Here is a 24,078-nt window from a genome sequence, read left to right on the forward strand (position 1 = left end):
TGAAAAAAATCCCCGCGCTGATCGTCTCTTTAGCAGAGGCGAATGCAGGGCAAGTCGGCATGGCACATGAAAACAGGTTCAAATCCCATGACTGTCAGTCCGAGTGACGAGATCGAGCTTCCGGCCGAGCTTCTGGAGGAGGCTGCCGACTGGCTTCTGCATCTGCAGGAGGCGCCGCAGGATGGAGGGCTGCAGGCGGACCTTGAGGCGTGGCTCGGCAGTGCCGAGATCAACCGCCTTGCCTGGCAGCGCACGCAAAGGGCCTGGATGGCCTTCGGCGCATGCGAACCGCAGTACCGCGAGCATTGGGAGAATGCGCCCCGTCGGGCCGCGCCATCGCCGCGTCCCCTGGTGCGGCGCGCCCGTTGGCGTTCCCGCGGCGTGCTAGCGGCCATGGCCGGAGTCGTCATCTGTCTGGCGATTGTCTTCACGCCGATGATCACCATCTATCTGCGCGCGGACTACCAGACGACCACCGCCGAAAGCCGCACGATTACCCTTGAGGACGGCAGCACCGTGTTGCTCGCGGCATCGAGCGCGATTGCGACCGATTTTTCCGGAGGCCGCCGTACGGTCGCTCTTCTGAAGGGCGAAGCATTCTTCGATGTCGTGAAGGATGAGGGGCGGCCTTTCGTCGTCGACGCGAATGGCGTGAAGGTGGAGGTTCTCGGAACAGCCTTCGACGTGGAGATCAGCGACCGCCTGACGAGCGTCGCACTTGCGCGGGGCGCCGTGACGGCATCCCTGAACGGCGACGTCGGACACCCGTCCGAAACGCTCTCACCGGGCGAGATGCTGGTCGTCGACACCGGTGCCGGAACCATGAAGAAGGAGAGCGTCGCGATCGAGGATATTGCCGGATGGCGGACAGGGCGGGTCTACGTCGTCGACAGGACGATCGGGTCGGTCATCGAGCAGATCCGGCGCTACCACCCCGCATGGATATCGGTTCCCGATCCGGGCCTTGCGGGAATGACCGTGACAGGGTTCTACGACCTGCGTGATCCTGACCAGGCGCTCGAGGCGCTCGTGGAGCCCTTTGGGGGGAAGGTCCGAACCGTCTCGCGTTTCGCACGGGTCATCACGCGGCTCTGATCTTTGAAAAATCAGCGGTATTCCAATGATTTAGGGATGTCGCGCAAAAAGCCTGAAAAAAATCTGCGAGGCAATCGTCTATTTGTTGAGCGGCATAGTCAAGAAAAGGCTGGCCGCATGAACAGAAAGACGAGAGTAGCATGCAGTTCAGGGCGTTTGGGGACTATCGAGGATACCGGCCGGGAAAGCGGGCGGCGCGTGCAACGTTGCTTGCCGCGACGGCGCTTGCCGCACTTTGCGGGACGGTGCCGGCTTTGGCGCAGGCGTCTTCAGCCACGCAGGCGCAGCAGGGCACGACACGGCATTTCGATATTCCCGTCCAGCCGCTGGCGAGCGCCGTCAGCACCTTCGGCCGCCAGTCCGGTCTCCAGGTCACGCTTTCGTCGACCGAGGCAGGCGGCATCCGCACGAATGCGGTGGTCGGCAGCTTCACCCCGGCAGAGGCGCTGGCGAGAATGCTCAACAGAACCGGTATCTCCTATCGTCTCTCCGGAAACGGGAGCAGGGCCCTGATCGGCGAACAGGATGCTGCCGCGGACAACGGTATCGACAATGGATCGACGATGCTGGAGACGATCGTCGTTGCCAAATCCGCGCGCAATGCAAGCTCGGGATCGGGATTCCAAGGGACGCCGGACTGGGTCTACGAGGAGCCCGCGAGCGTCAGCGTCGTCGGGCGTGAAGCGATCCGGAATGCATCGGTACGCAATGCCCGCGAACTGCTGGCCAACACCGCCGGGGTCAACGTCTCCAGCGACAATACCCAGAACCAGGGCATCAACGTCAATATGCGCGGCCTCCAGGACCAGAACCGCGTGACGACGATGATCGACGGCGCGCGGCAGAATTTCCAGCGTGCGGGTCACGGGTCGACCGGCTATGCCTATGTCGATACGGCGCTCATCCGCTCCGTCGAGGTAGACAAGAGTGGAAACTCCGGTGTCGGGGGCGCGGGCGGGCTTGCCGGCTCGGTCAATTTCCGCACGCTCGTTGCCGACGACCTGATCCGTGAAGGCGAAACTGTCGGCGGTGAGCTCGACGCGACGACCGGCAGCAATGAATACTCTTTCGCCGGCTCGGCTGCCGCCGCCGTACGCGTGAGCGACGACTTCTCACTTCTTGCGGCTATCAGCCGGAAGGGGCTCGGTGAATACGCGATTGGTGAAAATGGCACGATTGGTTCGGGCTGGGACACCCAGAATCTCGACAAGCCGATCTTCACGGGGTCGGAAAGCACATCCGGCCTGCTCAAGGCGGAAATGCGACCCACTGAGAACTCGACCTTCGATCTGAGCTGGCTGCACTTGCAGTCGCAGTTCAGTCAGGGAACCAATCAGCTTACGGATACCGGAGCGCTACGTGAGGATACGCAGGACATCACTAACGATACAGTCGTCGGTGCCTTCGGGTGGGACCCCGATAGCGAGCTGATCGACCTGAAGGCGAGGTTCGCGTTCAACAACGTCGAGAACGGGGAGCATCGCATCAAGAGAACCGCGGGGCAGGAAGCGGTCGATGTGGACTATGCCATGCGGACGCTCGGTGCCAGTATCGAAAACACCAGCCGCTTCTCGCTTCCGATGGGTGAGCTGTCGCTGAATTACGGTGCGGAGATTTTCCGCGACAAGGGAGACACCGCCGTCTCGGGCGACGCGATCGCGTTGGATCCTTTGACGGAGCACTGGTACAGCGGGTCCAATCCGTCCGGCTCCCGCACCGTTGCCAGCGTGTTCAGCAATGCGACGCTGGAGCACGACGACTGGCTGATGCTCTCCGGCGGCCTGCGGTACGATTATTACCACCTTACAGGCGGGTCGACGATCTTCCTCAAGCCTTATACGGAGACGGTATCCGTCACCACCACCATTCCGGGCACCTGCAGCGCCATTCCTGCGCCGATCCTCGCGTTCAGAGATAGCGGTGCGCCAGCCTGGACGAACTATGTAAATGCACAGGCCGGTCTCGGGAACACCATTGTCGGGGACACACTTTGCCGGCCCTCTAGAGATGTCGTCACGACCGAGGACGTGATCCGCTATCCGACCGAAGATGTGAATGTCGATCTCTCCGATGCCGCGCTTCTCCCCAATGCGATAATCGCGGTCAAGCCATTCGATGGTGTTCAGATTTTCGGCAAGTATTCCGAGACCTTCCGTCCGCCGACCATCATGGAAGCGGTTACTGGCGGTTCGCATGTCCTTGCCTTCGGGCCTGCCAATGCCCCCAATCCCTACCTTGAGGCCGAAGAAGGCAAGACCTACGAATTCGGCGTGAACTACATGCAGGACGATGTCTTCGCGGGCGGTGACAGCGTCCGCCTGAAGTCCGTCGCCTTCTATCGTGAGATCAGGAACTACATCGCCCTCGGCAGTATCGATCGAACCGACAACGGATCGACCGTGGAATACGCATCCTATGTCAATCTCGACGGTAAAACGCGCATGCGGGGTATCGAGCTGGAAGGCAACTACGATGCAGGGCGCTACTATCTCGGTGGATCCTTCACGTTCCTCGACGCCGATTACGCCGATCAATACACCTATAACGGTGTGTCCCACACCACGGGCCAATACATCATCTTCACCGCGCCGCGCACAAAGATGACGCTCGATGGCGGTCTTCGCCTGTTCGACGAGAATCTAACGCTCGGTGCACGCCTCACTCACGTCGAGGTGGAGAAGCAGACAGTCGGCACCATGCCGTCGCTGCTCACGGCCTATGCCGCTGACGACTATACGCTTCTCGATCTCTATGGATCGTACAAGCTCAACGACAACGCCACGCTTCGCTTCGCCGTGAACAATGTCGCGGATGTGGCGTATCTACCGGCGCTTGGAGCCGGAATCCTGCCGGCACCCGGCCGCACGGCGACAGTCTCGCTGAACTTCAAGTTCTGAAGGAATTCTCTTCGGCCAGTCGAAGAGAGAATGGCTTGCCGAGGTGGCAAGTCGCTACAGAGGAGAAACGCAATGGTTGCCAAGATTTATCAGTATGCTGGTGCGGAAGACCTGAAGGCCTATCTCGACGGCTGGGCATCGACCGACCCGCTCGGTGCGCACGGCGTGTTCTACGACGACGGTATCGACAGCCAGTTCGAGCAATGGGCGGGCGGCAATGAGTCGGGCCGCTCGGACAATTCCGTTCTGCTCGAAGGCAACTTCGACTATCCTGCGAATGGCGGGTTCACGGGTACGCTCGACTCCCTCGACTTCGGCACGAATATGACCGGCTATCCTTCGGGGCCGTTCGACATCACGGGATCGGATCTCAAGCTGCACGTCGACCTGGGCGGTGCGTCTGCCAACTCGACGTTCAACTATGCCGTCTATCAGTTGATGGGCACGGGCGGAACGGCCTCTGCGGCCGGTCTCTATAACTATTTCGGTTCCGTCGGCACCGAACAGCACGGCACGACCGGCGATGACACTCAGTACAGCTTCGCCGGCAACGACACCTTCATCGGCGATCTCGGCAACGATACCTTTGTCTTCGAAAGCAATTGGGCGACGGATGTCATCACCGATTTCGGCTCCAGCACCGGCGACACGGACACGCTCGACTTTACGGGCGTCGCCGCGATCGTCGACGTAAACGACCTCGTCTACAACTACAGCAACTGGTATGACTCCTCTTCCGTACTGACCATCAGCGATGGCACCAATGTGGTGACGCTGACCGGCTATGTCGGTGCCGATATCCTCACGCTGCAGTCCAATGGCCAACTGCTGGCGTAAGAAATCACGATGACGGACCACGCAACGGTTCGGACACTGCCGCAGCGCGATGCTGCGGCAGCCGTCTTTCCCCTTCGACAGAGTATCGCCGGCATTGCTCTCATCAGCGGCGTGGTCAACGTTCTGGCGCTGACGTCGCCCGTCTTCATGCTGCAGGTCTACGATCGCGTGCTTGCGAGCGGCAGTGTGCCGACTTTGATTGGGCTCGCGGTTCTTGCCGGCGGGCTCTACCTGTTCCAGGCCGTGCTCGACATCGTCCGCGCCCGCGTGCTGCTGCGGATCGGCGAGCATTTCGACAGCCGGTTCTCCGGCCGCGTGCACGATGCCGTGCTGCGCCTGCCGCTCCTGGCGCGCATGCCGGGCGACGGGCTCCAGCCGTTGCGCGACCTCGACAATGTGCGCGGCTTCCTTTCCGGGCAGGGGCCGACCGCGCTTTTCGACCTGCCATGGATGCCGCTCTATCTCGGCATCTGCTTCCTCTTCCATTTCTGGATCGGCGTGACGGCGCTTGCCGGCGCGATCGTCCTCGTCTTCCTGACGCTTCTCACCAACATCCTTTCGCAAGGGCCGATCCGCGAGACGATCGCCAGCAACATGACGCGCAACGGTCTCCTGGAGGCGTCGCGGCGCAATGCCGAAGTCGTGCAGGCCATGGGGCTCGGCGGGCGGCTGGAGGCTCGCTGGAGGCAGGCGAATGCCGACTACCTCGCCGCCAATCGCAAGGCCGGCGACATTGCCGGCGGCCTCGGCAGCCTGTCGAGGACGTTGCGCCTGATGCTGCAATCGGCAATCCTCGGCGTCGGCGCCTGGCTGGTCATCGAGCAGCAGGCCACCGGCGGCATCATGATCGCGAGCTCCATCATGATGGGGCGGGCGCTCGCCCCGATCGACCTGGCGATTGCGAGCTGGAAGCCGTTTCTGATGGCACGGCAGAGCTGGACGCGCCTGCAGGAGTTGCTTGCGAAGATCCCGCCCACGCCGGACGTGATGGCCCTGCCCACGCCGAAGGCGGAACTGCGCGTCGAAGGGGTGACGATCCTTCCGCCCGGCGAGAAGAAGCCGACCGTTGCCGGCATTTCCCTTGCCGTCGAGGCGGGGAGCGCGCTCGGTATCATCGGTCCGTCCGGTTCCGGCAAGTCGACGCTGGCGCGTGCGCTCGTCGGGGCCTGGATGCCGGCCGGCGGCAAGGTACGCCTCGATGGCGCGAGCCTCGATCAATGGGACCGCAGGGCGCTCGGCCGCCATATCGGCTACCTGCCGCAAGGCGTGGAACTGTTCGACGGTACGATCGCCGAGAATATCGCGCGCTTTGAAGAGGACGGCGAACCGGATGCCATCGTCGCGGCCGCGCGGGCCGCGGGCGCGCACGAACTCATCCTCCGCTTCGAGGAAGGCTACCAGACACGCATCGGGGAGGGCGGCTCGGCGCTTTCGGCCGGCCAACGGCAGCGGATCGGCCTTGCCCGCGCTCTCTATGGCAGTCCGTTCCTCGTCGTGCTCGACGAGCCCAATGCCAATCTCGACGCCGAGGGCGAGGCCGCCGTGGTGCGAGCCATCGCGGGTGTGCGTGAGCGTGGCGGCATCGCCGTCGTCACCGTCCATCGCCCGAGCGCCATCGGCGTCATCGACCGCGTGCTGGTCATGGAAAACGGGCGGCAAAAGGCCTTCGGTCCGCGCGACGAGGTCCTGTCGCAGGTCTTGAGGCAGCCCGCCCCCGCAGCCCACCTGCGCGGCTTTTCCATGACGGGTCACGTCACGACGCCTCTTCGCGTCGTCGCAAATCCCGGTAACGAGACGGAAGATCCCGATGCCAAATCCTGAGGACGCCGTGCTTTCCCGTTCGATCCGCCGCCATCTCGTCTGCGGGCTCCTTGTCTGTGTCGGCCTCGTCTTCGGCGCGGGCGGTTGGGCGGCCACCACCAGCCTTGCCGGTGCGGTGGTGGCCTCCGGCCATTTCGTCGTCGATTCCTACATCAAGAAGGTCCAGCACCCGAAGGGCGGCGTGGTCGGGGAAATCCTCGTGCAGGAGGGCGACGCCGTGAAGGCCGGCGCGGTCGTCATGCGGCTCGACGCGACGCAAGCCCGCGCCGGCCTCGCCATCGTCACCAAGCGGCTGGACGAGCTCTCCGCCCGCCTCGCGCGGCTGGAAGCCGAACGCGACGACCTCGACGCGATCGCCTTTCCCGCGGACCTCATGGCGCGCGCCGACCTTCTCGACGTCGCCTCCGCGATCCGTAGCGAGACGCGCCTCTTCGACTTCCGCAGGCAATCGCGCCAGGGCAAGAAGGCCCAGCTTGCCGAGCGCATCACGCAGTATGAACACGAGATCGAGGGCCTGAAGGCGCAGGAGATCGCCTATGCGGGCGGCCTGAAGGTGCTGGAATCGGAGATCGCCTCGCAGGAGACGCTGCACGGAGAGGGCATCGTCTCGGTCCAGAGGCTGAACAGCCTGAAGACACAGGCCGCCACCTATGCCGGCGAACGCGGCGAGAAGATTGCCTATCAGGCACAGGCGGCCGGCCGCATTTCCGAGACGAGACTTCAGATCCTGTCCATCGACCAGGACCTGAAGACCGAGGTCGGCCGCGAGCTTCGCGAGGTCCAGGCCCAGGTCGGCGAATATGTCGAGCGCAAGGTGACCGCCGAGGATGAATTGAAGCGCATCGACATCGTCGCGCCGCAGGCGGGGATCGTCCATCAGCTCGCTGTCCACACGGTCGGCGGCGTGGTCAATCCCGCCGAACCGATCATGCTGATCGTGCCGGAAGGCGATGAACTTGCGCTCGAAGTGCACATCGCGCCGAAGGATATCGACCAGATCGCGCCCGGCCAGAATGCCGTGGTGCGCCTGTCGGCCTTCAACATGCGCACCACGCCCGAACTGAATGGCCGTGTCAGCCGCATCGCCGCCGACCTGACGACGGACGAGCGGACCGGCGCCGCCTATTACCTCGTCCGCCTGTCGATCCCGCAGGACGAACTGGCAAGGCTCCGGCATCTGGCCCTGGTGCCGGGGATGCCCGCCGAAGCCATGATCAAGACAGGCGAGCGCACCGCGCTCTCCTATCTCGTCAAGCCGCTCTCCGACCAGGTCAGCCGCGCCTTCCGCGAGGAGTGAGCGGCCGGCCGATCATGCGTCCGCATCTGGTCACGCCGCGACCGATTGTTCCGGCCCGCGCCTACGCTATCTTGAAAGGATACCGTCGAAACGATCAGGAGGGCGCATGGCCGGGCATCGCATCTATTCCGTCAGCGTCGCGAGCGTTTATCCCCACTATGTCGCGAAGGCGCAGAAGAAGGGGCGCTCGAAGGCGGAGGTCGATGAGATCATCTGCTGGCTCACCGGTTACAGCCTGGAAGCTCTGAGCGATCGACTGGCGAGGAAAACCACCTTCGAGGATTTCTTCGCCGAGGCGCCCGGAATGAACCCGTCCCGATCCCTGATAAAGGGTGTGGTCTGCGGCATCCGCGTGGAGGAGGTCGAGGAGCCGCTCATGCGCGAGATCCGGTATCTGGACAAGATGATCGACGAGCTTGCCAAAGGCAAGGCGATGGAGAAGATCCTGCGGGGCTCTCCCGCTGCGTCATCGTGACGAATTTTCCTGTTCGTTGATCTTGCGCAAAGCGCCGATGCAGCAATCGGGTATGGTTTTTCTGCGTCTTTCCCTGCCGCGTTGCGTTGGCGCCGGGAATGGGGGACGCCGCTCAGCATCATGCTGACGGCCTGGCCGCATGTTTCGCCGCGGCCGTACTTCCCACATCGATGCTCCGGCCAGGGCGGGCAAGCCTGCGGGGGCACGTGGGGAAGTCTGCTTGTATCCGAGTCCCGGCTGTAGTCATCATGAAAAAGCTCTCCATCAAGACCTCCCTCATCGCGCTGATGGGCGCGATCATCGTCATCGTCGCCTTCTCGTCGTTCGTTTCGCTGCAAAGCATCCGGTCGATCACCGCCTCCGGCGAGAAGGTCGGCAATTTCTGGATCGAGCGGCTGCTTTCCTCGCGCGAGGTGAAGAGCGACTTTGCCGATGTGCGCCTTGCGCTCGCGCGCTTCTCCATGGTCTCGAACGACGCCGAATTCCAGGCCGAAACGGCCCTGCTCGATGCGGCGAAGGCCAAGCTCGAAACGTCCATCGTCAAATACGAAGCCGGCCTCTTCTCGCCGATCGGGCGGACGCTCATCAAGGACATCCGGTCCCAGGCAAAGGCCTATCTCGACCGCAGCGCCTCGTATGTCGCCTTCATCAGGGACCGCAAGCCGGACGAGGCGCGCGCTGTCTTCGTCTCCGAGATGAACCCGATCGCCCGCAAGACGAATGACAAGATCGCCGAGCTCGTCGCCTTCATCATGACGCAGACCGAGGGCGAGGTGGCGGCGGCCGAGAAGGCCGCAGGCGATGCCTTCCTGCTGTCGCTTGCCGCAGCGTCCGCCGCGATCCTGATCAGCCTTTCGGGCATCTACATGGTCGTCGCGCGTATCGCCAACCCGATCCAGCGCATCACCGACGCCATGCGCACGCTTGCCGCCGGCGATGCGCAGAGCGCGGTTCCGTTCACCGGTCGTCACGATGAAATCGGCGCGATGGCGGGGGCCGTGGAGGTCTTCCGCGAGAATGCCATCGAACGCGCGCGCCTGGAGCGCGATGCCGAGGCCGGCCGCGTCCTCGGCGAGGAGGAGCGCCGCGAGCGCGACGCCCTGAAGGCGAAGGAGGCGGCCGAGGTGCAATTCGCCGTCGACAATCTCGCCGAGGGTCTTTCCAGGCTGTCGAACGGCGACACCGCCTACCGGATCGAGACGCCGTTCACGGCAACGCTCGACGGCGTGCGCGGCGACTTCAACAGCTCGGCCGAAAAGCTGCAATCGGCGCTGGTCCGGGTTGCCGAAAACGCCCGCGGCATCGACGCCGGCGCCAACGAGATCAAGGCCGCGACGGACGACCTCGCCAAGCGCAGCGAACAGCAGGCCGCCGCCGTCGAGGAAACCGCTGCCGCGCTCGAGGAGATCACGACCGTGGTCCGGGATTCCGCAAGGCGCGCCCAGGAGGCCGGCGTGCTGGTGGCAGGGGCCCGCAGCCATGCCGAGCAGTCCGGTGCCGTCGTGCGTCGGGCCGTGAGCGCGATGGAGCAGATCGAACAGTCGTCCGGCGAGATCGGCAACATCATCGGCGTTATCGACGAGATCGCCTTCCAGACGAACCTCCTCGCCCTCAATGCCGGCGTGGAAGCGGCCCGGGCGGGGGAGGCCGGCAAGGGCTTCGCCGTCGTCGCGCAGGAGGTGCGCGAACTTGCCCAGCGGTCGGCCCAGGCGGCCAAGGAGATCAAGGCGCTGATCGCCGCCTCGACGGCGCAGGTGCAGGAGGGTGTCCGGTTCGTCGACGATACCGGCCGCGCGCTGGAGACCATCGTCCTGCAGGTGCAGGAGATCAACCGCCATGTCGGCGCCATCGTCGAGGCGGCGCAGGAGCAGTCGTCCGGCCTCCAGCAGATCAACACGGCCGTCAACCAGATGGACCAGGATACGCAGAAGAACGCCGCGATGGTGGAGGAGACCACCGCCGCGACCCACAATCTTTCCCGCGAGGCCGCGTCCCTCAACGAGCTCCTCTCCCACTTCAAGCTCTCCGAAACGGTCGCGGCGCGGCCGGTCGTTCCCGCACAAATGCCGGTGCACGATCTCAAGCGCCGGCTTGCTGGTGCGTTCTCCGGCAATGCCGCGATCCGGCAGGAGGACTGGGAGGATTTCTGAGGCGGGACAGGGTATCGCACCGCAACGCGCGCAGGACGGGATTTTCTCCTGCGCGCGGGCTATGCGACCGTATCGAGTTCCCTCACGTTGTCGCTGATCCTGTCGTTCAGCCTGCCGATCTCGTCGAGGCCGGAGGCGAGACCGGCATGGCCGCGTTCCAGGTCGCCGATGAGGTCGAAGAAGATGCCGCTGCGCATGTTGACGCTCTCGACCTTGCCCATCACGCGCACGGCGACGAGGCCGGACAGCAGCCGCTTCATCTCGCTGGCAAGCTCGATGAAATGCCGGATGCGCTGCTTGATGAGATCGAATTTTTCGGCGGCATGCGCCTTGTAGTCCTCGGCCTGGCGGATAAGGCGCCCGGCTTCGTCTCTCAGCGCGGTGTCCCCGCCACTGGCCTCTTCATCGAAGAGGCTCGCCATTTCCGCCTGCAGCCTTGCGATGCATGTCAGGAACAGACCCTCGTTGACCACCGCGAAGACTTCGTTGGCCGAGGTGCCGAGCTCTTCCAGGTTCTTCACGATGGATTGGGAAATGCGGGCGTAGTTCGCGGAGATCTCGGAGATCGCCCGCCCTTCCTCGCCCATCCTCGATGCCTGGATCCGCAGGTTGGCGGGCGTGTAGCTGAAGGTGGAGATCATGCCGAGCATGCGGCCGGTCGTCGTCAGCAGGAGGTCGGCCGAGCGCACCAGATCCTCGAAGGGGCGAAGGACCGGCCACGGGCGCCGCTTCAGCCCCGCGTCACGCGCGCGTATCTCCTCGCCGAGAGCGGCGGTCATGAAGGCCGCATAGTCGCGAAAGCCGATGCCGTGCAGGCGATCCGTGAGTTCGGCTGCGCTTTCGGCCGGCTTCACGGCACTCCTGCCTTCGTATTCGCAGATCGACGCGTAAAGCTTCGCCGCTTCTCCAAAGAAGGCGCTGCCGGGTTTCAGCCGCACCGACAGATAGCCGTCCTCCACCGGCGTGACGACGGCGAACACCCAGTAATAGCCGCCGTCCTTGGAGCGGTTCTTGACATAGGCGCCGACGGGCAGGCCCGCGCGCAGCTTCTCCCAGAGGATGAAGAAGACTGCCCTCGGCATGTGCGGATGGCGGATGATGTTGTGCGGCTGGCCCATCATCTCGTCCCAGGAATACTGGCTGACCCGCTGGAAGACGGAATTGCCGGCGAGGATCCGCCCCCGCGTTTCGGTGCGGGAGAAGAAGAGTTCCTCCAGGGCGAAAGGCACCTCGGCCTCCCCTCGCAGGATGGGCCGCCTCTCGCCGCCGGGTGAGATCGTTACGCCGTCGTTCGGGATGCTCGCCACCTGCCACCTCCAGCATCGACCTTCGCCCCGGCGGGTGCGCCGGCGGCGCATCCAGACAAGCAAGGGCTGCTTTAGTCGTTCCGCATGTTTACGGGGCGGCGGGACGGTTACCTTGGGTTTGCGCAAGGAATTTTAAAAAAGATCGTCGTCGGAGTGACTTGCGGGCGGGAAGCAGGCGAGATCGGCCGATGCCCCGCCTGCTTCCCGTCATTCTACGCTGTCTTGCGCCGCGTCATCAGCTTGGCCTGCAGGATGACGACGACCAGCAGGAAGGCGCCGCGGATGACGGATTGCCAGTAGGCCGAAAGCGAGATCCAGCCGAGGCCGTTCTCGAAGTTGAGGATGTTGAAGACCATGGCGAGCAGCAGCGCACCGGCGAGTGTGGCGCCCACCGAGCCCGAGCCGCCCGTCAAGAGCGTGCCGCCCACCACCACGGAGGCGATGGCGAAGAGTTCCCAGCCGACGCCCTCCGTCGGCTGGCCGGCGCCGAACTGCGCGGCGAGGATGACGCCGGCAAGGCCGGCGAGCGTGCCGGAGGCAAGGTAGACGGCGGCAAGCGTGCGCTCGACCTTGAGGCCCATCAGCCCGGCCGTCGCCTCGCCGTCGCCGATGGCCAGCACATGGCGGCCGGCGGGGAGCTTTTCGAGAACGAGCCAGCCGAGCACATAGGCGGCAAGCGCGATCCAGGCGGGAATTGGAAAGCCGAGGAAATCGTCCTGGCCGATAATGGTGAAGCCGCTGTCGTAGGAGACGGAGACGGAATGGTTGTCGGCGAGCAGCAGGCCGGTGCCGTAGGCGGCGAGCATGGTCGCAAGCGTTGCGATGAAGGGCTGGATGCGCATCTTGGTGATGATGAAGGCGTTGAGCGCGCCGACGGCAAAGCCCGCCGCCATGCCGGCAAGAAGCCCGGCCGCCCAGTGGACGGGCGAGAAGAGCGCCGCCACCACGCTCGCCATCGCCGCCGTGCCGCCGACCGAAAGGTCGATGCCGCCGGTGATGATGACGAAGGCCATGCCGAGCGCGATCAGCGCGAACATGGAATTGTAGCGCAGGAACGAGAGGATGTTGTAGGGCGACAGGAAATGGTCGTAGCGCAGCGCCCCGAAGAGGATGAGGCCGAAAAGGGCGAGGATGACGCCGAGCCGGGCGAGATCGCCGGAGGACTTGATGGCGAAGGGGCGAAGAAGCGTGTGCATGGCGGATGCCCTCAATGCTTGTCGGCGCGCTGCTGGATGAAGACGGCCAGGACGATCAGCCCCGCCTTGACGATGAGGGCGGCCGCATCCGGCACGCCGTTGGCAAGCAGCGTGTAGCGCACGAGCTGGATGACGAAGGCGCCGAGCACGGTGCCGATGATGTTGGCCCGCCCGCCCGTCAGCAGCGTGCCGCCGACGGCGACGGCCGCGATGGCGTCGAGTTCCATGCCGAGGCCGACGAGGTTGGCGTCGCTGGCCGAATTGCGCGCCACCACGACGAGGCCGGCAAGGCCCGACAGCGCGCCGCTCACCATGTAGACGAAGAGCTTGACGCGCCGGACCGGAATGCCGGTAAGCCGGGCCGCCTTCTCGTTGCCGCCGACGGCGATGATCTGCCGGCCGATGACGGTGTAGCGGACGAGCGCGAAGGCAAGTGCGGCAATCACGATCATCAGTACGACCTGCGCGGGGATGCCCGCGATGCGGCCCATGGCGATGAACTGGAAGCCTTCGTTCTTGAAGACCTGCAGGTTGCCGTTGGTCATGACCTGCGCGATGCCGCGCCCGGCGATGAAGAGGACGAGCGTGGCGATGATCGGCTGGATGGAAAAGCGCGTGACGAGCAGCCCGTTGAAAAGCCCGAAGAGGCCGGCGACGACGACGGGGACGAGGAAGGCGAGCGCGACGGCAAGGCCCATGTTCTCCACCGGCCAGAACCGGCCCATGAAGATCATCGGCGCGAGCGCCCCGGCGATCGCCATCAGCGAGCCGACGGAAAGGTCGATGCCGCCGGTGGCGATGACGAGCGTCATGCCGGTCGCCACGATGACGATGGTGGCGACCTGCGTGAGGTTCACGTTGAGCGTCTGCCAGGACAGGAAATTCGGTGTGACGGCCATGTTGAAGACGATGAGCGCCAGGAAGGCGGCGAAGGTGCCGTAGCGGCCGGCGAGCGCGAAAAGGCGGCTGCCGGAGGAAAGCGCGCCGGAGGGCTGCGGGGCGGGGGTCTCGATCGTCGTCATGCCTGTTCACCTGATGGGGCTGCCTGATGGGCCATGGCGGCAAGGAGCGCCGCCTCGCTCAGGTCCTTGCGCGGCAGGGTCGCGACCGAGGTGCCGTCGCTGAGCACGGTCACCCGGTCGGCGGCGCTGAGCAGTTCTTCCAGTTCCGAGGAGATCATCAGCACGCTCAGGCCCTCGTCGGCGAGGCTGCGCAGGAGCTTCAGAATCTCCGACTTGGCGCCGATGTCGATGCCGCGGGTCGGCTCGTCGATGATGAGGACGCGCGGGTCCGTCGCAAGCCAGCGGGCGAGCAGCACCTTCTGCTGGTTGCCGCCGGAAAGCTCCTTGATCGGCTGGTCGGGCGAGGCGCATTTGACGCCGAGCGCGCGGATGTAGCGCTCGACGATCTCGTCCTGCCGCACGCGGTCGACGATGCCGGCCTTCCTCAGCTTCGGCAGGAGGGCGAGCGTCATGTTCTCGCGGATGCTCATGTCCGGCACGATGCCGTCGATCTTCCGGTCCTCGGAAACGAGGCCGATGCCGTCGGCGATGGCGTCCGCCGGCTCGCGGTAGCGGCGTTCGCGGCCCTCCATGCGGATCGTGCCGCGGTCCATGCGGTCGGCGCCGAAGATGAGGCGCGCGGTTTCCGTGCGGCCGGAGCCGAGAAGGCCGGCAAGGCCGGAGATCTCGCCTTCGCGCACGGTGAGGCTGACATCGCGCACGCGAACGCCGGCCCCCGCATTCTCGACGGAAAGACGCACGGGGCGCTCGGGTGCGTCCTCGTCGGGCGCCATCGCCTGGAAGGTGGCAAGTTCCTTGCCAAGCATGTGGCGCACCAGCGCCATCTTGGGCATGTCGGCCATGGGGCTCTTCGCCACGGTCTGGCCGTCGCGCATGATCGTCACGCGGTCGCAGATCGCATAGAGCTCGTCCAGCCGGTGGCCGATGAAGATGACGGCGACGCCGGAACGCTTGAGCGTGCGGATCGTCTCGAAGAGCACGCCGACCTCGCGCTCGTCGAGCGAGGAGGTGGGCTCGTCCATGATGACGAGGCGGGCGTTCTGCGTGACCGCGCGGGCGATCGCCACCATCTGCCGGGCCGCCGCATCGAAATGCGCGACGGGACGGTCGACGTCGATGGAAAGGTTGAAGGTCGCCAGCACCGCCTCGGCGCCGCGCCGCATGGCGGCATGGTCGAGAAGGCCGAAGCGCCGCGGCTCGCGCGAAAGATAGATGTTCTCGGCCACCGAGCGCTGCGGGGCGAGGTTGATCTCCTGGTAGATCGTGGCGATGCCGGCGGCCTGCGCCTCGGCGGGCATCGGGAAGTCGACCTGCCTGCCGTCAAAGGCGATGCTGCCTTCGTCGCGGCGGTAGACGCCGGTGAGAATCTTGATGAGCGTCGACTTGCCGGCACCGTTCTGGCCGACGAGCGCCATGACCTCGCCGGGCTCGACCTCCAGCGAGACGGCCTTCAGCGCCGAGACGCCGCCGAACGCCTTGGAAATGCCCTGCATGGACAGAAGCATGGGGTCCTCCTCCATCCGCCTCAAGGACGGGCCTCATGAAAATACACCGGAACGGGCCTGAGGTCAGGTCCGTTCAAAAAACGGCCGAGACGGTGGTGCCGCCCCGGCCGCAAAGTGCTTGGGAGATGGGATCAGTAGGCGCCGTCGAGTTCGGCCGCCGCGTTGGAGGCGTCGTAGAACTTGTCGTCGTTGATGATCATCGGGTCGATCTTCTCGCCCTTGGCATAGCGCTGCATCGTCTCGAAGGCCTTGGGCCCGAAGCGCGGGTTGCACTCCACGACCGCGGCGATCTTGCCGTCGACCACCGCCTGCACGGCTTCCTTGCCGCCGTCGATGGATAGCACCAGCACATCCTTGCCCGGCACCTTGCCGGCCGCTTCGAGCGCGGCGATGGCGCCCATCGCCATTTCGTCGTTGTGGGCGTAGATGATGTCGGCATCCGGGTGCGCCTGAAGCAGGGCCTCGGCCACCTGGCGGCCCTTGTCGCGGGCGAAGTCGCCGGTCTGCGAGGCGACGATCTCGAAGCCGCCGGCCGCCTGGATGGCCTCGTCGAAGCCCTTCTTGCGGTCATTGGCCGGCGAGGAACCGGTCGTGCCTTCCAGTTCGATGATCTTCGACTTGCCGTTGGCGTTCTTCACCAGCCATTCGGCAATGCGCTTTCCTTCCTGCACGAAATCGGAGCCGATGAAGGTGAGATAGTCCTCGCCGGCCTTGGCGAGCGACGGATCGACCGAGCGGTCGAGCAGGATGACCGGGATGCCCGCCTTCTTGGCGGCCATGACGGCGGGGATCAGCGGCTTTTCCTCACGGGGCGCGAGGAAGATGACGTCGACGCCCTGGGCAATCATCGAGTTGACGTCGGCGACCTGCTTGGCGGCCGAGCTGGCGGCATCGGTATAGACGAGCTGGTAGCCGAGCTTTTCGGCTTCCGACTTCATGCTGTTCGTCTGGGCAATGCGCCAGGGGTTGTTGGATTCGGTCTGCGCGAAGCCGACCTTGTAGGTGTCCTTCTGTTCGAGCTTCGGCACCTCGGCGATTGCGACGCCGGCAACGGCAAGCGCGCCGACGGCCGTTGCCGCGAGCATGAAGGTACGACGGGAAATCATGGTCATGAGTGGTTCTCCTCCCAGGTCTGGCCGGTGCTCCTTCACCGGACGTGAGCAATTTCTGCTTCACATGGGCAAATCTTGCGCTAATAATATTAGCAGTCAAGAGCCAAATTATGAGCACTTGCAAAAAATCTGCATGCGGTGCAAAGCACGGCTGAGGGGCGAGGAACGACGCATGGCCAGGAACAACGGGCGCAATTCGGAAAAAGAGGGCGGCGGGCGCCCGACCATGACGGATGTGGCCCGTATCGCCGGCGTTTCCCAATCCAGCGTCTCGCTCGTGCTCAATGAGATGTCCGGCTCCCGCATCTCGCCGGAAACACAGCAGAAGGTGCGGGAGGCTGCTCATAAAATAGGTTATAAATTACCTGCGACGCGCGACCCTGTGGCCGCCGTGCCCGTCTCCGTCGAGAAGGATACCATAGCTTTCATCGTCGACGAAATCTCGACCAGTCCCCATCCCGTCGTCAGCCTCGACGGTATCCGCGACTATGCCTTCGAGCAGGGCTTCCTCGTTTCGGCCCATGCGACGCGTTCCAATCCGGAACTGGAGGAGGCGGTGCTGCGCTCCGTATTGCGCGATCCGGCAATCGTCGGCGTCGTCTATGCGACGATCTTCACCCGCAAGGTGCGCGTGCCGCCGGCGCTGAGATCCGTGCCGACGGTCCTGCTCAACTGCTATGCCGAGCCGCGCCAGCATGTGGCGGTGGTGCCCGGCGAGGTGGCGGGCGGCTTTGCCGCGACGGCGCATCTCACCGCGCTCGGCCACACGCGCATCGGCTTCATCAACGGCGAACCGTGGATGGATGCGGCGATCGATCGCCTCAAGGGGTACAAGCAGGCACTCGCCACCGCCGACATCGCGTTCGACGAGAGCCTCGTGCGCGATGGCGACTGGCTGCCGCTGCGCGGCTACGAGGCGGGGCTGGAACTGCTCTCCATGGCCAACCCGCCGACCGCCATCTTCTGCGGCAACGACCTCATGGCGATCGGCGTCATGGAGGCGGCGCAGGAAAAGGGGCTGCGCGTGCCCGGCGACCTGTCCGTCATGGGCTATGACGACCAGGAACTGGCGCGCTACACCCATCCCCCGCTCTCGACGCTCGTTTTGCCCAACTACGAGATGGGCCAGAAGGCCGCCGAGATTCTGATCGACATGGCGGTCCACGGAAAGCAGGTGCGCCCGATGACCATCAAGGTCGACGGCCCCCTGGTCGTCCGCGATACGACGGCGCCAAGGACAGCCCTCCGCTAGGTGCGGAGGGCGGCTTCGCGTCAGCTCGGGTCGGCGCCCATGACCAGGCCTTCGATGTCGTGCTTCTGGATGATCGGAACCAGCTCGTCGACGACCCGGCAGACGAGGTGCTGCCTGGCGATGTCGGGCAGGGCGTCATGCCATTCGCGCGTCACCATCATGTCGTGCAGCTCGGCGTGCCCGGCGCCGGGCCTGTCGACGCCCAGCACCATGACAGGGCGCGCAATGGGCGAATCGTGCTGCGTGCCGCGATGGACCGTCAGCGCCGAACGGCAGGAGATATCGCCCCGTTGCGGATATTTGCGCGTGGCGCGCTCGTCGAAGCGGCCCCAGAGCGCCTTGTCGGGAAACATCTCGTGTTTCCATTCGCGGCCGTCGTCATATTGCGTTCCCGGCGCCACCTCGAACGGCCCCATGTCCTCGGTGACGTCGACGCCGGTCAGGTTGAAGGCGAGCGAGGTGATCTTCCGGTCGCGATAGGTGTCGACAGGCGAGGGGAAGTCGCGGTGCCACGGCTGATACTTCGCGCCCTGGAACGGCACGTCGAGGCCGATTTCCACGATCTGGTAGTCCGGCCCGAGCACATTGGTGCAGATGTCGACGACCCAGGGATGGGTGATGAGATCGACGAACCCGCCGAAGGCCTGCGGATGGATTTCGACATACCAGCGGCGCGGCCCCCGGCTGACAGCGCCGCCCGGCCTTTGGATCGCCGACCAGAAGGCCGTCATCATGTCCTCGCGCATCGCATCGGCCCATTCCGGCGTGAAGGCGCCCTTGAGCCCGATGATGCCGTCTTCGGCGAGCTGTGCCATCTGCGCGGCGAGATCGTATTTGAACGTCGGTTGCATGGTCGTTCTCCTCCAGATGCCCGTGAGGTTACCGCTACTAATAATTATTAGTCAATGACCGAAGTTTATTAGTTGCTATAAGGAAGATGGAAACGGGGGATGCATGAGCGGCCGGAAGACCAGCAAGCGCGTGACGATGATGGATGTGGCGAAGGCCGCCGGCTGCTCGCAGGCGACGGTCTCGGTGGTCCTCAACAACGTGACCGACATCAAGATATCGCCGGATTTGCGAGCGCGAGTGCTGGAGGTCGCGCGGTCGCTCGGCTACGGGCTTGCCGGTCCCGTCCGCCGCGCGGGGCTCGAAGGGCTGCAGGGAAGCTGCGTCGGCTTCATCGTCGACCAGCTCGCGACGACGCCGGAGGCGGTCAACGCCATCGAAGGCGCCCGGCACGCCTCCTGGGAAAACGACGTGACCATTCTCGTGGCGCAGACGCAGGGGCGAGCCGAGCATGAGCGCAAGGCCGTGGCGCGCCTTCTGCAGGCCGGTGCGCAAGGGATCGTCTACATGTCGATCTTCACCCGTCGCGTGTCGCTTGATCCGGTCTTCGAGGACCTTCCGGTGCCGCTGGTCCTGCTCAATTGCTATACCGCCGACAACCGCTTCCCGGCCGTCGTTCCCGACGAGGTCACGGGCGGCCGCATGGCGACGGCGTCCCTCATCAGGAAGGGCCACACGCGCATCGGCACCATCGTCGGCGAGAGCTTCATGGAGGCTGCGCAGGACCGGCTTGCGGGTTACCGCGCGGCGCTGGCGGAAGCAAAGCTCGACTATGACGACCGGCTGGTGGCCGAGGGCAACTGGACGCCGACCTCCGGCTTCGAGGCGACTCGGAAGCTCCTCTCGCTCGAGGAGCCGCCGACGGCCATCTTCTGCCAGAACGACAAGATGGCGATGGGCTGCTTCAATGCGATCAACGAGGCGGGGCTGCGCATCCCGGCCGACCTTTCCGTCGTCGGCTACGACGACGACGAGTTGTCCCGCCATCTTCGCCCGCAACTCACCACGCTCGAACTTCCCCATCGCCCGATGGGCGCCTGGGCGATCGCGCAGCTTGCAAGGAAAACGCCCGCGGGGCGGCATCGCATCCACAAGGTCGGGTGCACGCTGATAGAGCGGGCCTCGACAGCAAAGCGATGACGAGGCCTACTTCAGCCGCGGCGGAGACGCGCTAGGCGCCGAATGCGTGCTTCAGCTTGCCGGCGGGAGGAGGAGCATAACCCCCGAGGCGCGACGTGCGCATGTTGAGGCCGGCCATGGCTTCCGCCATCTTCACCGCGCAGGAAACCCCGTCGAGGACCGGAAGGCCGTGCTCGGCCGCAAGGTCGGCGGCAAGGCCCGCCATGCCGGCGCAGCCGAGCACGACGGCCTCCGCGCGATCCTCCGTGACGGCAAGGCCGATCTCGGCGCTGATCTTCTGGCGCGCATTCGAGCCCGGCTGTTCCAGTTCCAGCACCGCGACTTCCGACGAGCGCACGCGCGCGCAACGGGTATCGAGGCCATAGCGGGAAAGGTTGTGTTCCAGCGCCGGTACGGAACGGGCGAGCGTGGTCACGACGGAGAACTTGTTGGAGAGCATCGAGGCGAAATGATAGGCGGCCTCCCCGATGCCGATGACCGGCTTGTCGGTGAGGCAGCGGGCGGCATCAAGGCCGGTATCGTCGAAGCAGGCGATGACGACGGCGTCGCAATCCGGATTGCGGCGGATCGTGTCGAGCAGGCCGGCAAGGCTCATCGCCTCGTCGAAATAGCCCTCGATGGAGACGGGGCCGTGGGCCGGGTTGACGGCCGTGATCTTCGTGCCGGAAGCGGCGGCAGCTTCCGCCGCCCTCCCGATATGGTCCGTCATCGATGCGGTCGTGTTGGGGTTGATGACGAGGATGTTCATGTCAGATCTCGCCTCCGAGATAGGCCGCCTTGATGCGGTCGTCGTTCATCAGGTCCTTCGAATTGCCTGACAGGGCGATCGAGCCGGTGGAAAGCGCGTAGGCGCGGTTGGAGATCGAGAGCGCCATGCGGCTGTTCTGCTCGACGAGGAGGATGGAGACCTTCTCGTCGCGGCTGATGGCGACGATGGCGCGGGCGATGTCCTGCACCAGCTTCGGCGCGATGCCGAGGGACGGTTCGTCCAGAAGCAGGAGCCTCGGCCTTGCCATCAGGGCCCGGCCGATCACCATCATCTGCTGCTCGCCGCCGGACATGGTGCTGGCCTGCTGGTGATAGCGTTCGCGAAGGCGCGGAAAGCGCGTCAGCACGTTTTCCAGCGTCTGCTCGATTTCCGCCTTGTCGGAGCGGGTAAAGGCGCCCATCAGCAGATTGTCCTTCACCGACATCAGCGGGAAGGCGCGGCGCCCCTCCGGTACCATGGAGATGCCCCGGCGCACGATATCGGAGGCCGACGTGCCGTCGAGCCTGTGGCCCTGGTAGACGATCTGCCCGGACCGGATCGGCCGAAGGCCGGTGATCGCGCGCAGGATCGAGGATTTGCCCGCACCGTTCGCGCCGATCAGCGCAACGGTCTCGCCTTCGTCCACATCGATCGACACGCCCTTCAGCGCGTAGATGTGGTCGTAGTAGAGTTCAATATTCTCAACGCTCAATATCTTGGTCATGGCTTACATCCCGATCGCCGCGTCTTCGGAGCCGAGATAGGCTTCGATCACCTTCTCGTTCTCGCGGATTTCCTTCGGCGTGCCCTCGGCGATCTTCTGGCCGAAATTGATGCACACGATCCGGTCGCTGATCTTCATCACCGCCGGCATGTCGTGCTCGACGAGGAGGACGGTGACGCCGCGCTCGTCGCGGAGCCGCCGCACGAGGCCGACCATCTTCATGGTCTCGTCGTGGTTCATGCCGGCGAAGGGCTCGTCCAGGAGGATGACCTTCGGGTCGGTGGCAAGGCCGATGGCCATGCCGAGCGCGCGAAGATGGCCCTGCGGCAGGTTGGAGGCGAGCTCGTTGCGGATGCCCTGCAGGCCGAGGAAGTCGACGATATCGTCGGCCGAGGCCGCGAAGGCCGCCTCGTCCTCCTTCGCCTGCTTCGTGCCAAGGAAGAAGCCGAGGAGGCTCGCCTTCGAGCGCAGGTGATGGGAGACGATGATGTTCTCGCGCACCGTCATGGAGCGGAAGATCGTCGTTTCCTGGAAGGTGCGCACGACACCCATGCGGGCGACCTTGTGCGGGGCGAGGCTGGAGATGCGCTCCCCGTTGAAGAGCACTTCCCCGCTCGTCGCCGGCACGAAGGAGGAGATCAGCTTGAAGAGCGTCGACTTGCCCGCGCCGTTCGGCCCGATCACCGAGAGGATCTCGCCGGCCCTCACGTCGAAGGAGACATCGTTCACCGCCGTCAGGCCGCCGTAGCGCTTGGTGATGTTCTTGATCTGCAGGATGGGGGTCATTTGCCGCCCTCCTTCTTGTCGAGAAGGCTGAGGACACCGTTCGGCAGGACCAGCATGAGCAGGATCATGACGCCGGAATAGATGAGGAGCTGGTATTCCCGGGCAATCGAGAGCAGGTCCCAGCCGAAATAGAGCAGGAACGTGCCGAGCATCGGCCCGAAGACATAGCCGAGCCCGCCGAGGAAGCAGTAGAGCATGAAGTTCACGCTGTCGGCGACCACGAAGGAGGACGGATAGATCGACTGCGCGATGGAGGCGAACATGGCGCCCGCAATGCCGCCGAAGAACGAGGAGATCGCATAGGCGAGCACCCTCAGATAGGCGGTGTTGACGCCGATCGAGGCCGAAAGCTCCTCGTTCTGCTGGAGGCTGCGGCACAGGTGCCCGAGCCGCGAGTTCACGATGCGCCAGAGCACGAGGTAGGTCACGATCATCAGCACCGCGGCCATCATGTAGAAGCCGATGCGCGGATTGGAGAGCGAGCCGAAGGCCGGGATGATCGTCAGGCCAAAGACGGAGAGTTCGCCGGGCAGCGGGATCGAGGTGATGCCCTTCGCGCCGTTGGTGATGGGCAGGGCGAGGGCGGACAGGCGCGTCACCTCCGTCAGCACCAGCGTGACCATCGCGAAATAGACGCCGCGCAAGCGCAGGATCGGCAGGCCGATCAGGACGGAGATGACGGCGCAGAAGAGGCCGGCCACCGGCAGCGTCAGCCAGAAGGAGACGCCGCCTTGCGTGACGAGGATGGCCGAGACATAGCCGCCGACCAGCGCATAGGCGCCCTGGCCGATATTGATGCGGCCGATGTAGAAGGTGAGCCAGACGCCGGCCGCGCCGACCGAAAGCAGGGCGACCGAGGTGAGGGTGTAGAAGAAGTCCCAGCGGCCGGTCGCGCCGATGAAGAGCGGAACGAGCACGAAGACGGCGAGAAGGAAGGCTGAAAAGCCGAGAAGTCTTGACGCTTTCATGAACTTAACCCCACGGCTTGCCCATCAGCCCCTGCGGGCGGACGGCCAGGAACACCATCAGCGTGGCGAAGATGACGAGATAGGTGATATCGCCGTAGGCCGAGAGCACGGTAAGGCCGACGCTCTCCATCATGCCGAGGATGAAGCCGCCGGCGATCGCCCCCGAGATGACGCCCGCGCCGCCGATCATGATCATCAGGAACGCCTTGATCGAGGTCGGGCCGCCCATGCCGAGATTGACGCCGGTGATGGTGACGAGAAGGCCGCCGACGAGGCCGGCGAGCATGGCGCCGAGCGCGAAGCCGAGCATGGAGTAGCGCGCGACGTCGACCCCCATGAGCTGGGCGGCCATCCGGTCCTGTGCGAGCGCCCGCATGGCGCGGCCGGCACGGAAATAGTTCATGAAGGCGATGAAGACCACGATGAGCAGGATCGCCAGGACGCCGATCAGGATGCGGTCGTAGGGCATGATGATGCGCATGTCCCAGTTGAAGACGCCGTTCACGATCTTCGGCACGCCGCGCTGCTTCTCGCCGAAGAGGAGCAGGATGACGGCATCGAGGAAGAAGGCGATGCCGGCGGCCAGCAGCATGGTCGATTCATCGCGCTTGGACCGGCGCACGACCGGCGCGAAGAGGAATTTCTCGATGACCGCGCCCATGATGGCGAGGATCACCGCGGAGGCGAGGAGGCCGACGATGAAGGGAAGGCCGAACTGGACGACGACCGTATAGGTGACGAAGCCGCCGAAGACGTACATCTGCCCGTGGGCGAAGTTCAGCACGTTCATCAGCGAGAAGATCAGCGTGAGCCCGAGGGCGATCAACGCATATTGCGCACCAAGGTAGAGACCGTTGGCGATTATCTGTTCCATCGTGAGCCTCCAATGGAAAGAAG

General features: G+C 64.7%; 20 protein-coding genes. 9 read left to right on the forward strand and 11 right to left on the reverse strand.

Translation table 11 applies throughout. The features are described 5' to 3' along the window. Positions 1–42 precede the first annotated feature (42 nt). The 7 genes from ACZ5TO_RS19135 (at position 43) to ACZ5TO_RS19165 (ending at position 10,572) form a co-directional block, all read left to right on the forward strand. Positions 43–1,095: a FecR family protein gene (locus tag ACZ5TO_RS19135; protein ID WP_464800829.1), complete on the forward strand. Its 1,053-nt coding sequence runs from the start codon at positions 43–45 to the stop codon at positions 1,093–1,095. A gap of 140 nt (positions 1,096–1,235) precedes the next feature. Beyond that, positions 1,236–3,992: a TonB-dependent receptor gene (locus ACZ5TO_RS19140; protein WP_464800830.1), complete on the forward strand. Its 2,757-nt coding sequence runs from the start codon at positions 1,236–1,238 to the stop codon at positions 3,990–3,992. Positions 3,993–4,064: 72 nt separating this feature from the next. Then, entirely contained in the window at positions 4,065–4,829 is a 765-nt protein-coding gene (locus ACZ5TO_RS19145; protein WP_464800831.1) for a hypothetical protein, read from the forward strand. Between the two features lie 9 nt (positions 4,830–4,838). Then, a complete protein-coding gene (locus ACZ5TO_RS19150; protein ID WP_464800832.1) occupies positions 4,839–6,650 on the forward strand; it encodes a type I secretion system permease/ATPase in 1,812 nt (603 codons plus the stop codon). Continuing rightward, complete coding sequence (locus ACZ5TO_RS19155) at positions 6,637–7,947, forward strand: HlyD family type I secretion periplasmic adaptor subunit (protein WP_464800833.1); 1,311 nt, start codon at positions 6,637–6,639, stop codon at positions 7,945–7,947. Before ACZ5TO_RS19150 ends, ACZ5TO_RS19155 begins: the two co-directional genes overlap by 14 nt. A gap of 106 nt (positions 7,948–8,053) precedes the next feature. Beyond that, positions 8,054–8,422: a DUF2200 domain-containing protein gene (locus ACZ5TO_RS19160; RefSeq protein ID WP_464800834.1), complete on the forward strand. Its 369-nt coding sequence runs from the start codon at positions 8,054–8,056 to the stop codon at positions 8,420–8,422. Positions 8,423–8,670: 248 nt separating this feature from the next. After that, positions 8,671–10,572 (forward strand): HAMP domain-containing methyl-accepting chemotaxis protein, encoded by a 1,902-nt coding sequence (locus ACZ5TO_RS19165; RefSeq protein ID WP_464800835.1) that lies wholly within the window; start codon positions 8,671–8,673, stop codon positions 10,570–10,572. A gap of 59 nt (positions 10,573–10,631) precedes the next feature. Here ACZ5TO_RS19165 and ACZ5TO_RS19170 read toward each other — a convergent pair whose 3' ends face one another. From ACZ5TO_RS19170 to ACZ5TO_RS19190, 5 genes are all read right to left on the reverse strand, one after another. Beyond that, positions 10,632–11,801, reverse strand: a complete 1,170-nt coding sequence (locus tag ACZ5TO_RS19170; RefSeq protein WP_464800836.1) for a PAS domain-containing protein — start codon at positions 11,799–11,801, stop codon at positions 10,632–10,634. A gap of 290 nt (positions 11,802–12,091) precedes the next feature. Beyond that, complete coding sequence (locus ACZ5TO_RS19175; RefSeq protein WP_464800837.1) at positions 12,092–13,075, reverse strand: ABC transporter permease; 984 nt, start codon at positions 13,073–13,075, stop codon at positions 12,092–12,094. An 11-nt stretch (positions 13,076–13,086) separates the two neighbouring features. Further along, positions 13,087–14,097, reverse strand: coding sequence for an ABC transporter permease (locus tag ACZ5TO_RS19180; RefSeq protein ID WP_464800838.1), 1,011 nt, complete (start codon positions 14,095–14,097; stop codon positions 13,087–13,089). Then, complete coding sequence (locus ACZ5TO_RS19185; protein WP_464800839.1) at positions 14,094–15,602, reverse strand: sugar ABC transporter ATP-binding protein; 1,509 nt, start codon at positions 15,600–15,602, stop codon at positions 14,094–14,096. Before ACZ5TO_RS19185 ends, ACZ5TO_RS19180 begins: the two co-directional genes overlap by 4 nt. 131 nt (positions 15,603–15,733) lie before the next feature. Then, the gene (locus tag ACZ5TO_RS19190) at positions 15,734–16,714 is read right to left on the reverse strand and encodes an ABC transporter substrate-binding protein (protein ID WP_184141104.1); all 981 of its coding nucleotides are present in this window, start codon (positions 16,712–16,714) and stop codon (positions 15,734–15,736) included. Positions 16,715–16,886: 172 nt separating this feature from the next. On the opposite strand from ACZ5TO_RS19190, the gene ACZ5TO_RS19195 reads away from it, so the two are divergent. Next, entirely contained in the window at positions 16,887–17,966 is a 1,080-nt protein-coding gene (locus ACZ5TO_RS19195; RefSeq protein ID WP_464800840.1) for a LacI family DNA-binding transcriptional regulator, read from the forward strand. Between the two features lie 20 nt (positions 17,967–17,986). On the opposite strand, the gene ACZ5TO_RS19200 is transcribed toward ACZ5TO_RS19195, so the two are convergent. Next, positions 17,987–18,817 carry a phytanoyl-CoA dioxygenase family protein gene (locus ACZ5TO_RS19200; protein ID WP_464800841.1) on the reverse strand — a complete coding sequence of 277 codons (831 nt, stop codon included), beginning with the start codon at positions 18,815–18,817 and terminating at the stop codon, positions 17,987–17,989. Between the two features lie 103 nt (positions 18,818–18,920). On the opposite strand from ACZ5TO_RS19200, the gene ACZ5TO_RS19205 reads away from it, so the two are divergent. After that, positions 18,921–19,955 carry a LacI family DNA-binding transcriptional regulator gene (locus tag ACZ5TO_RS19205; protein ID WP_464800842.1) on the forward strand — a complete coding sequence of 345 codons (1,035 nt, stop codon included), beginning with the start codon at positions 18,921–18,923 and terminating at the stop codon, positions 19,953–19,955. 31 nt (positions 19,956–19,986) lie between these two features. On the opposite strand, the gene ACZ5TO_RS19210 is transcribed toward ACZ5TO_RS19205, so the two are convergent. From ACZ5TO_RS19210 to ACZ5TO_RS19230, 5 genes are read right to left on the reverse strand one after another with little or no spacing between them, the layout of a single operon-like run. Next, complete coding sequence (locus tag ACZ5TO_RS19210; protein ID WP_464800843.1) at positions 19,987–20,703, reverse strand: aspartate/glutamate racemase family protein; 717 nt, start codon at positions 20,701–20,703, stop codon at positions 19,987–19,989. A 1-nt stretch (position 20,704) separates the two neighbouring features. Further along, positions 20,705–21,427: an ABC transporter ATP-binding protein gene (locus ACZ5TO_RS19215; protein WP_464800844.1), complete on the reverse strand. Its 723-nt coding sequence runs from the start codon at positions 21,425–21,427 to the stop codon at positions 20,705–20,707. 3 nt (positions 21,428–21,430) lie between these two features. Beyond that, a complete protein-coding gene (locus ACZ5TO_RS19220) occupies positions 21,431–22,213 on the reverse strand; it encodes an ABC transporter ATP-binding protein (RefSeq protein WP_184141112.1) in 783 nt (260 codons plus the stop codon). Beyond that, positions 22,210–23,181 carry a branched-chain amino acid ABC transporter permease gene (locus ACZ5TO_RS19225; protein WP_464800845.1) on the reverse strand — a complete coding sequence of 324 codons (972 nt, stop codon included), beginning with the start codon at positions 23,179–23,181 and terminating at the stop codon, positions 22,210–22,212. The genes ACZ5TO_RS19220 and ACZ5TO_RS19225 overlap by 4 nt, the downstream gene beginning before the upstream one ends. Before the next feature lie 4 nt (positions 23,182–23,185). After that, positions 23,186–24,055 (reverse strand): branched-chain amino acid ABC transporter permease, encoded by an 870-nt coding sequence (locus ACZ5TO_RS19230; RefSeq protein WP_464800846.1) that lies wholly within the window; start codon positions 24,053–24,055, stop codon positions 23,186–23,188. Between the last annotated feature and the right edge of the window lie 23 nt (positions 24,056–24,078).

This window comes from Shinella sp. Sh6, assembly GCF_055392685.1.

Excerpts from the sequence above, each read along its gene's own strand:
- ACZ5TO_RS19135 (WP_464800829.1), top strand. The coding sequence starts at position 43 with ATGCAGGGCAAGTCGGCATGGCACATGAAAACAGGTTCAAATCCCATG.
- ACZ5TO_RS19140 (WP_464800830.1), top strand. The coding sequence starts at position 1,236 with ATGCAGTTCAGGGCGTTTGGGGACTATCGAGGATACCGGCCGGGAAAG.
- ACZ5TO_RS19145 (WP_464800831.1), top strand. The coding sequence starts at position 4,065 with ATGGTTGCCAAGATTTATCAGTATGCTGGTGCGGAAGACCTGAAGGCC.
- ACZ5TO_RS19150 (WP_464800832.1), top strand. The coding sequence starts at position 4,839 with ATGACGGACCACGCAACGGTTCGGACACTGCCGCAGCGCGATGCTGCG.
- ACZ5TO_RS19155 (WP_464800833.1), top strand. The coding sequence starts at position 6,637 with ATGCCAAATCCTGAGGACGCCGTGCTTTCCCGTTCGATCCGCCGCCAT.
- ACZ5TO_RS19160 (WP_464800834.1), top strand. The coding sequence starts at position 8,054 with ATGGCCGGGCATCGCATCTATTCCGTCAGCGTCGCGAGCGTTTATCCC.
- ACZ5TO_RS19165 (WP_464800835.1), top strand. The coding sequence starts at position 8,671 with ATGAAAAAGCTCTCCATCAAGACCTCCCTCATCGCGCTGATGGGCGCG.
- ACZ5TO_RS19175 (WP_464800837.1), bottom strand. The coding sequence starts at position 13,075 with ATGCACACGCTTCTTCGCCCCTTCGCCATCAAGTCCTCCGGCGATCTC.
- ACZ5TO_RS19180 (WP_464800838.1), bottom strand. The coding sequence starts at position 14,097 with ATGACGACGATCGAGACCCCCGCCCCGCAGCCCTCCGGCGCGCTTTCC.
- ACZ5TO_RS19185 (WP_464800839.1), bottom strand. The coding sequence starts at position 15,602 with ATGCTTCTGTCCATGCAGGGCATTTCCAAGGCGTTCGGCGGCGTCTCG.
- ACZ5TO_RS19190 (WP_184141104.1), bottom strand. The coding sequence starts at position 16,714 with ATGACCATGATTTCCCGTCGTACCTTCATGCTCGCGGCAACGGCCGTC.
- ACZ5TO_RS19195 (WP_464800840.1), top strand. The coding sequence starts at position 16,887 with ATGGCCAGGAACAACGGGCGCAATTCGGAAAAAGAGGGCGGCGGGCGC.
- ACZ5TO_RS19200 (WP_464800841.1), bottom strand. The coding sequence starts at position 18,817 with ATGCAACCGACGTTCAAATACGATCTCGCCGCGCAGATGGCACAGCTC.
- ACZ5TO_RS19205 (WP_464800842.1), top strand. The coding sequence starts at position 18,921 with ATGAGCGGCCGGAAGACCAGCAAGCGCGTGACGATGATGGATGTGGCG.
- ACZ5TO_RS19210 (WP_464800843.1), bottom strand. The coding sequence starts at position 20,703 with ATGAACATCCTCGTCATCAACCCCAACACGACCGCATCGATGACGGAC.
- ACZ5TO_RS19215 (WP_464800844.1), bottom strand. The coding sequence starts at position 21,427 with ATGACCAAGATATTGAGCGTTGAGAATATTGAACTCTACTACGACCAC.
- ACZ5TO_RS19220 (WP_184141112.1), bottom strand. The coding sequence starts at position 22,213 with ATGACCCCCATCCTGCAGATCAAGAACATCACCAAGCGCTACGGCGGC.
- ACZ5TO_RS19225 (WP_464800845.1), bottom strand. The coding sequence starts at position 23,181 with ATGAAAGCGTCAAGACTTCTCGGCTTTTCAGCCTTCCTTCTCGCCGTC.
- ACZ5TO_RS19230 (WP_464800846.1), bottom strand. The coding sequence starts at position 24,055 with ATGGAACAGATAATCGCCAACGGTCTCTACCTTGGTGCGCAATATGCG.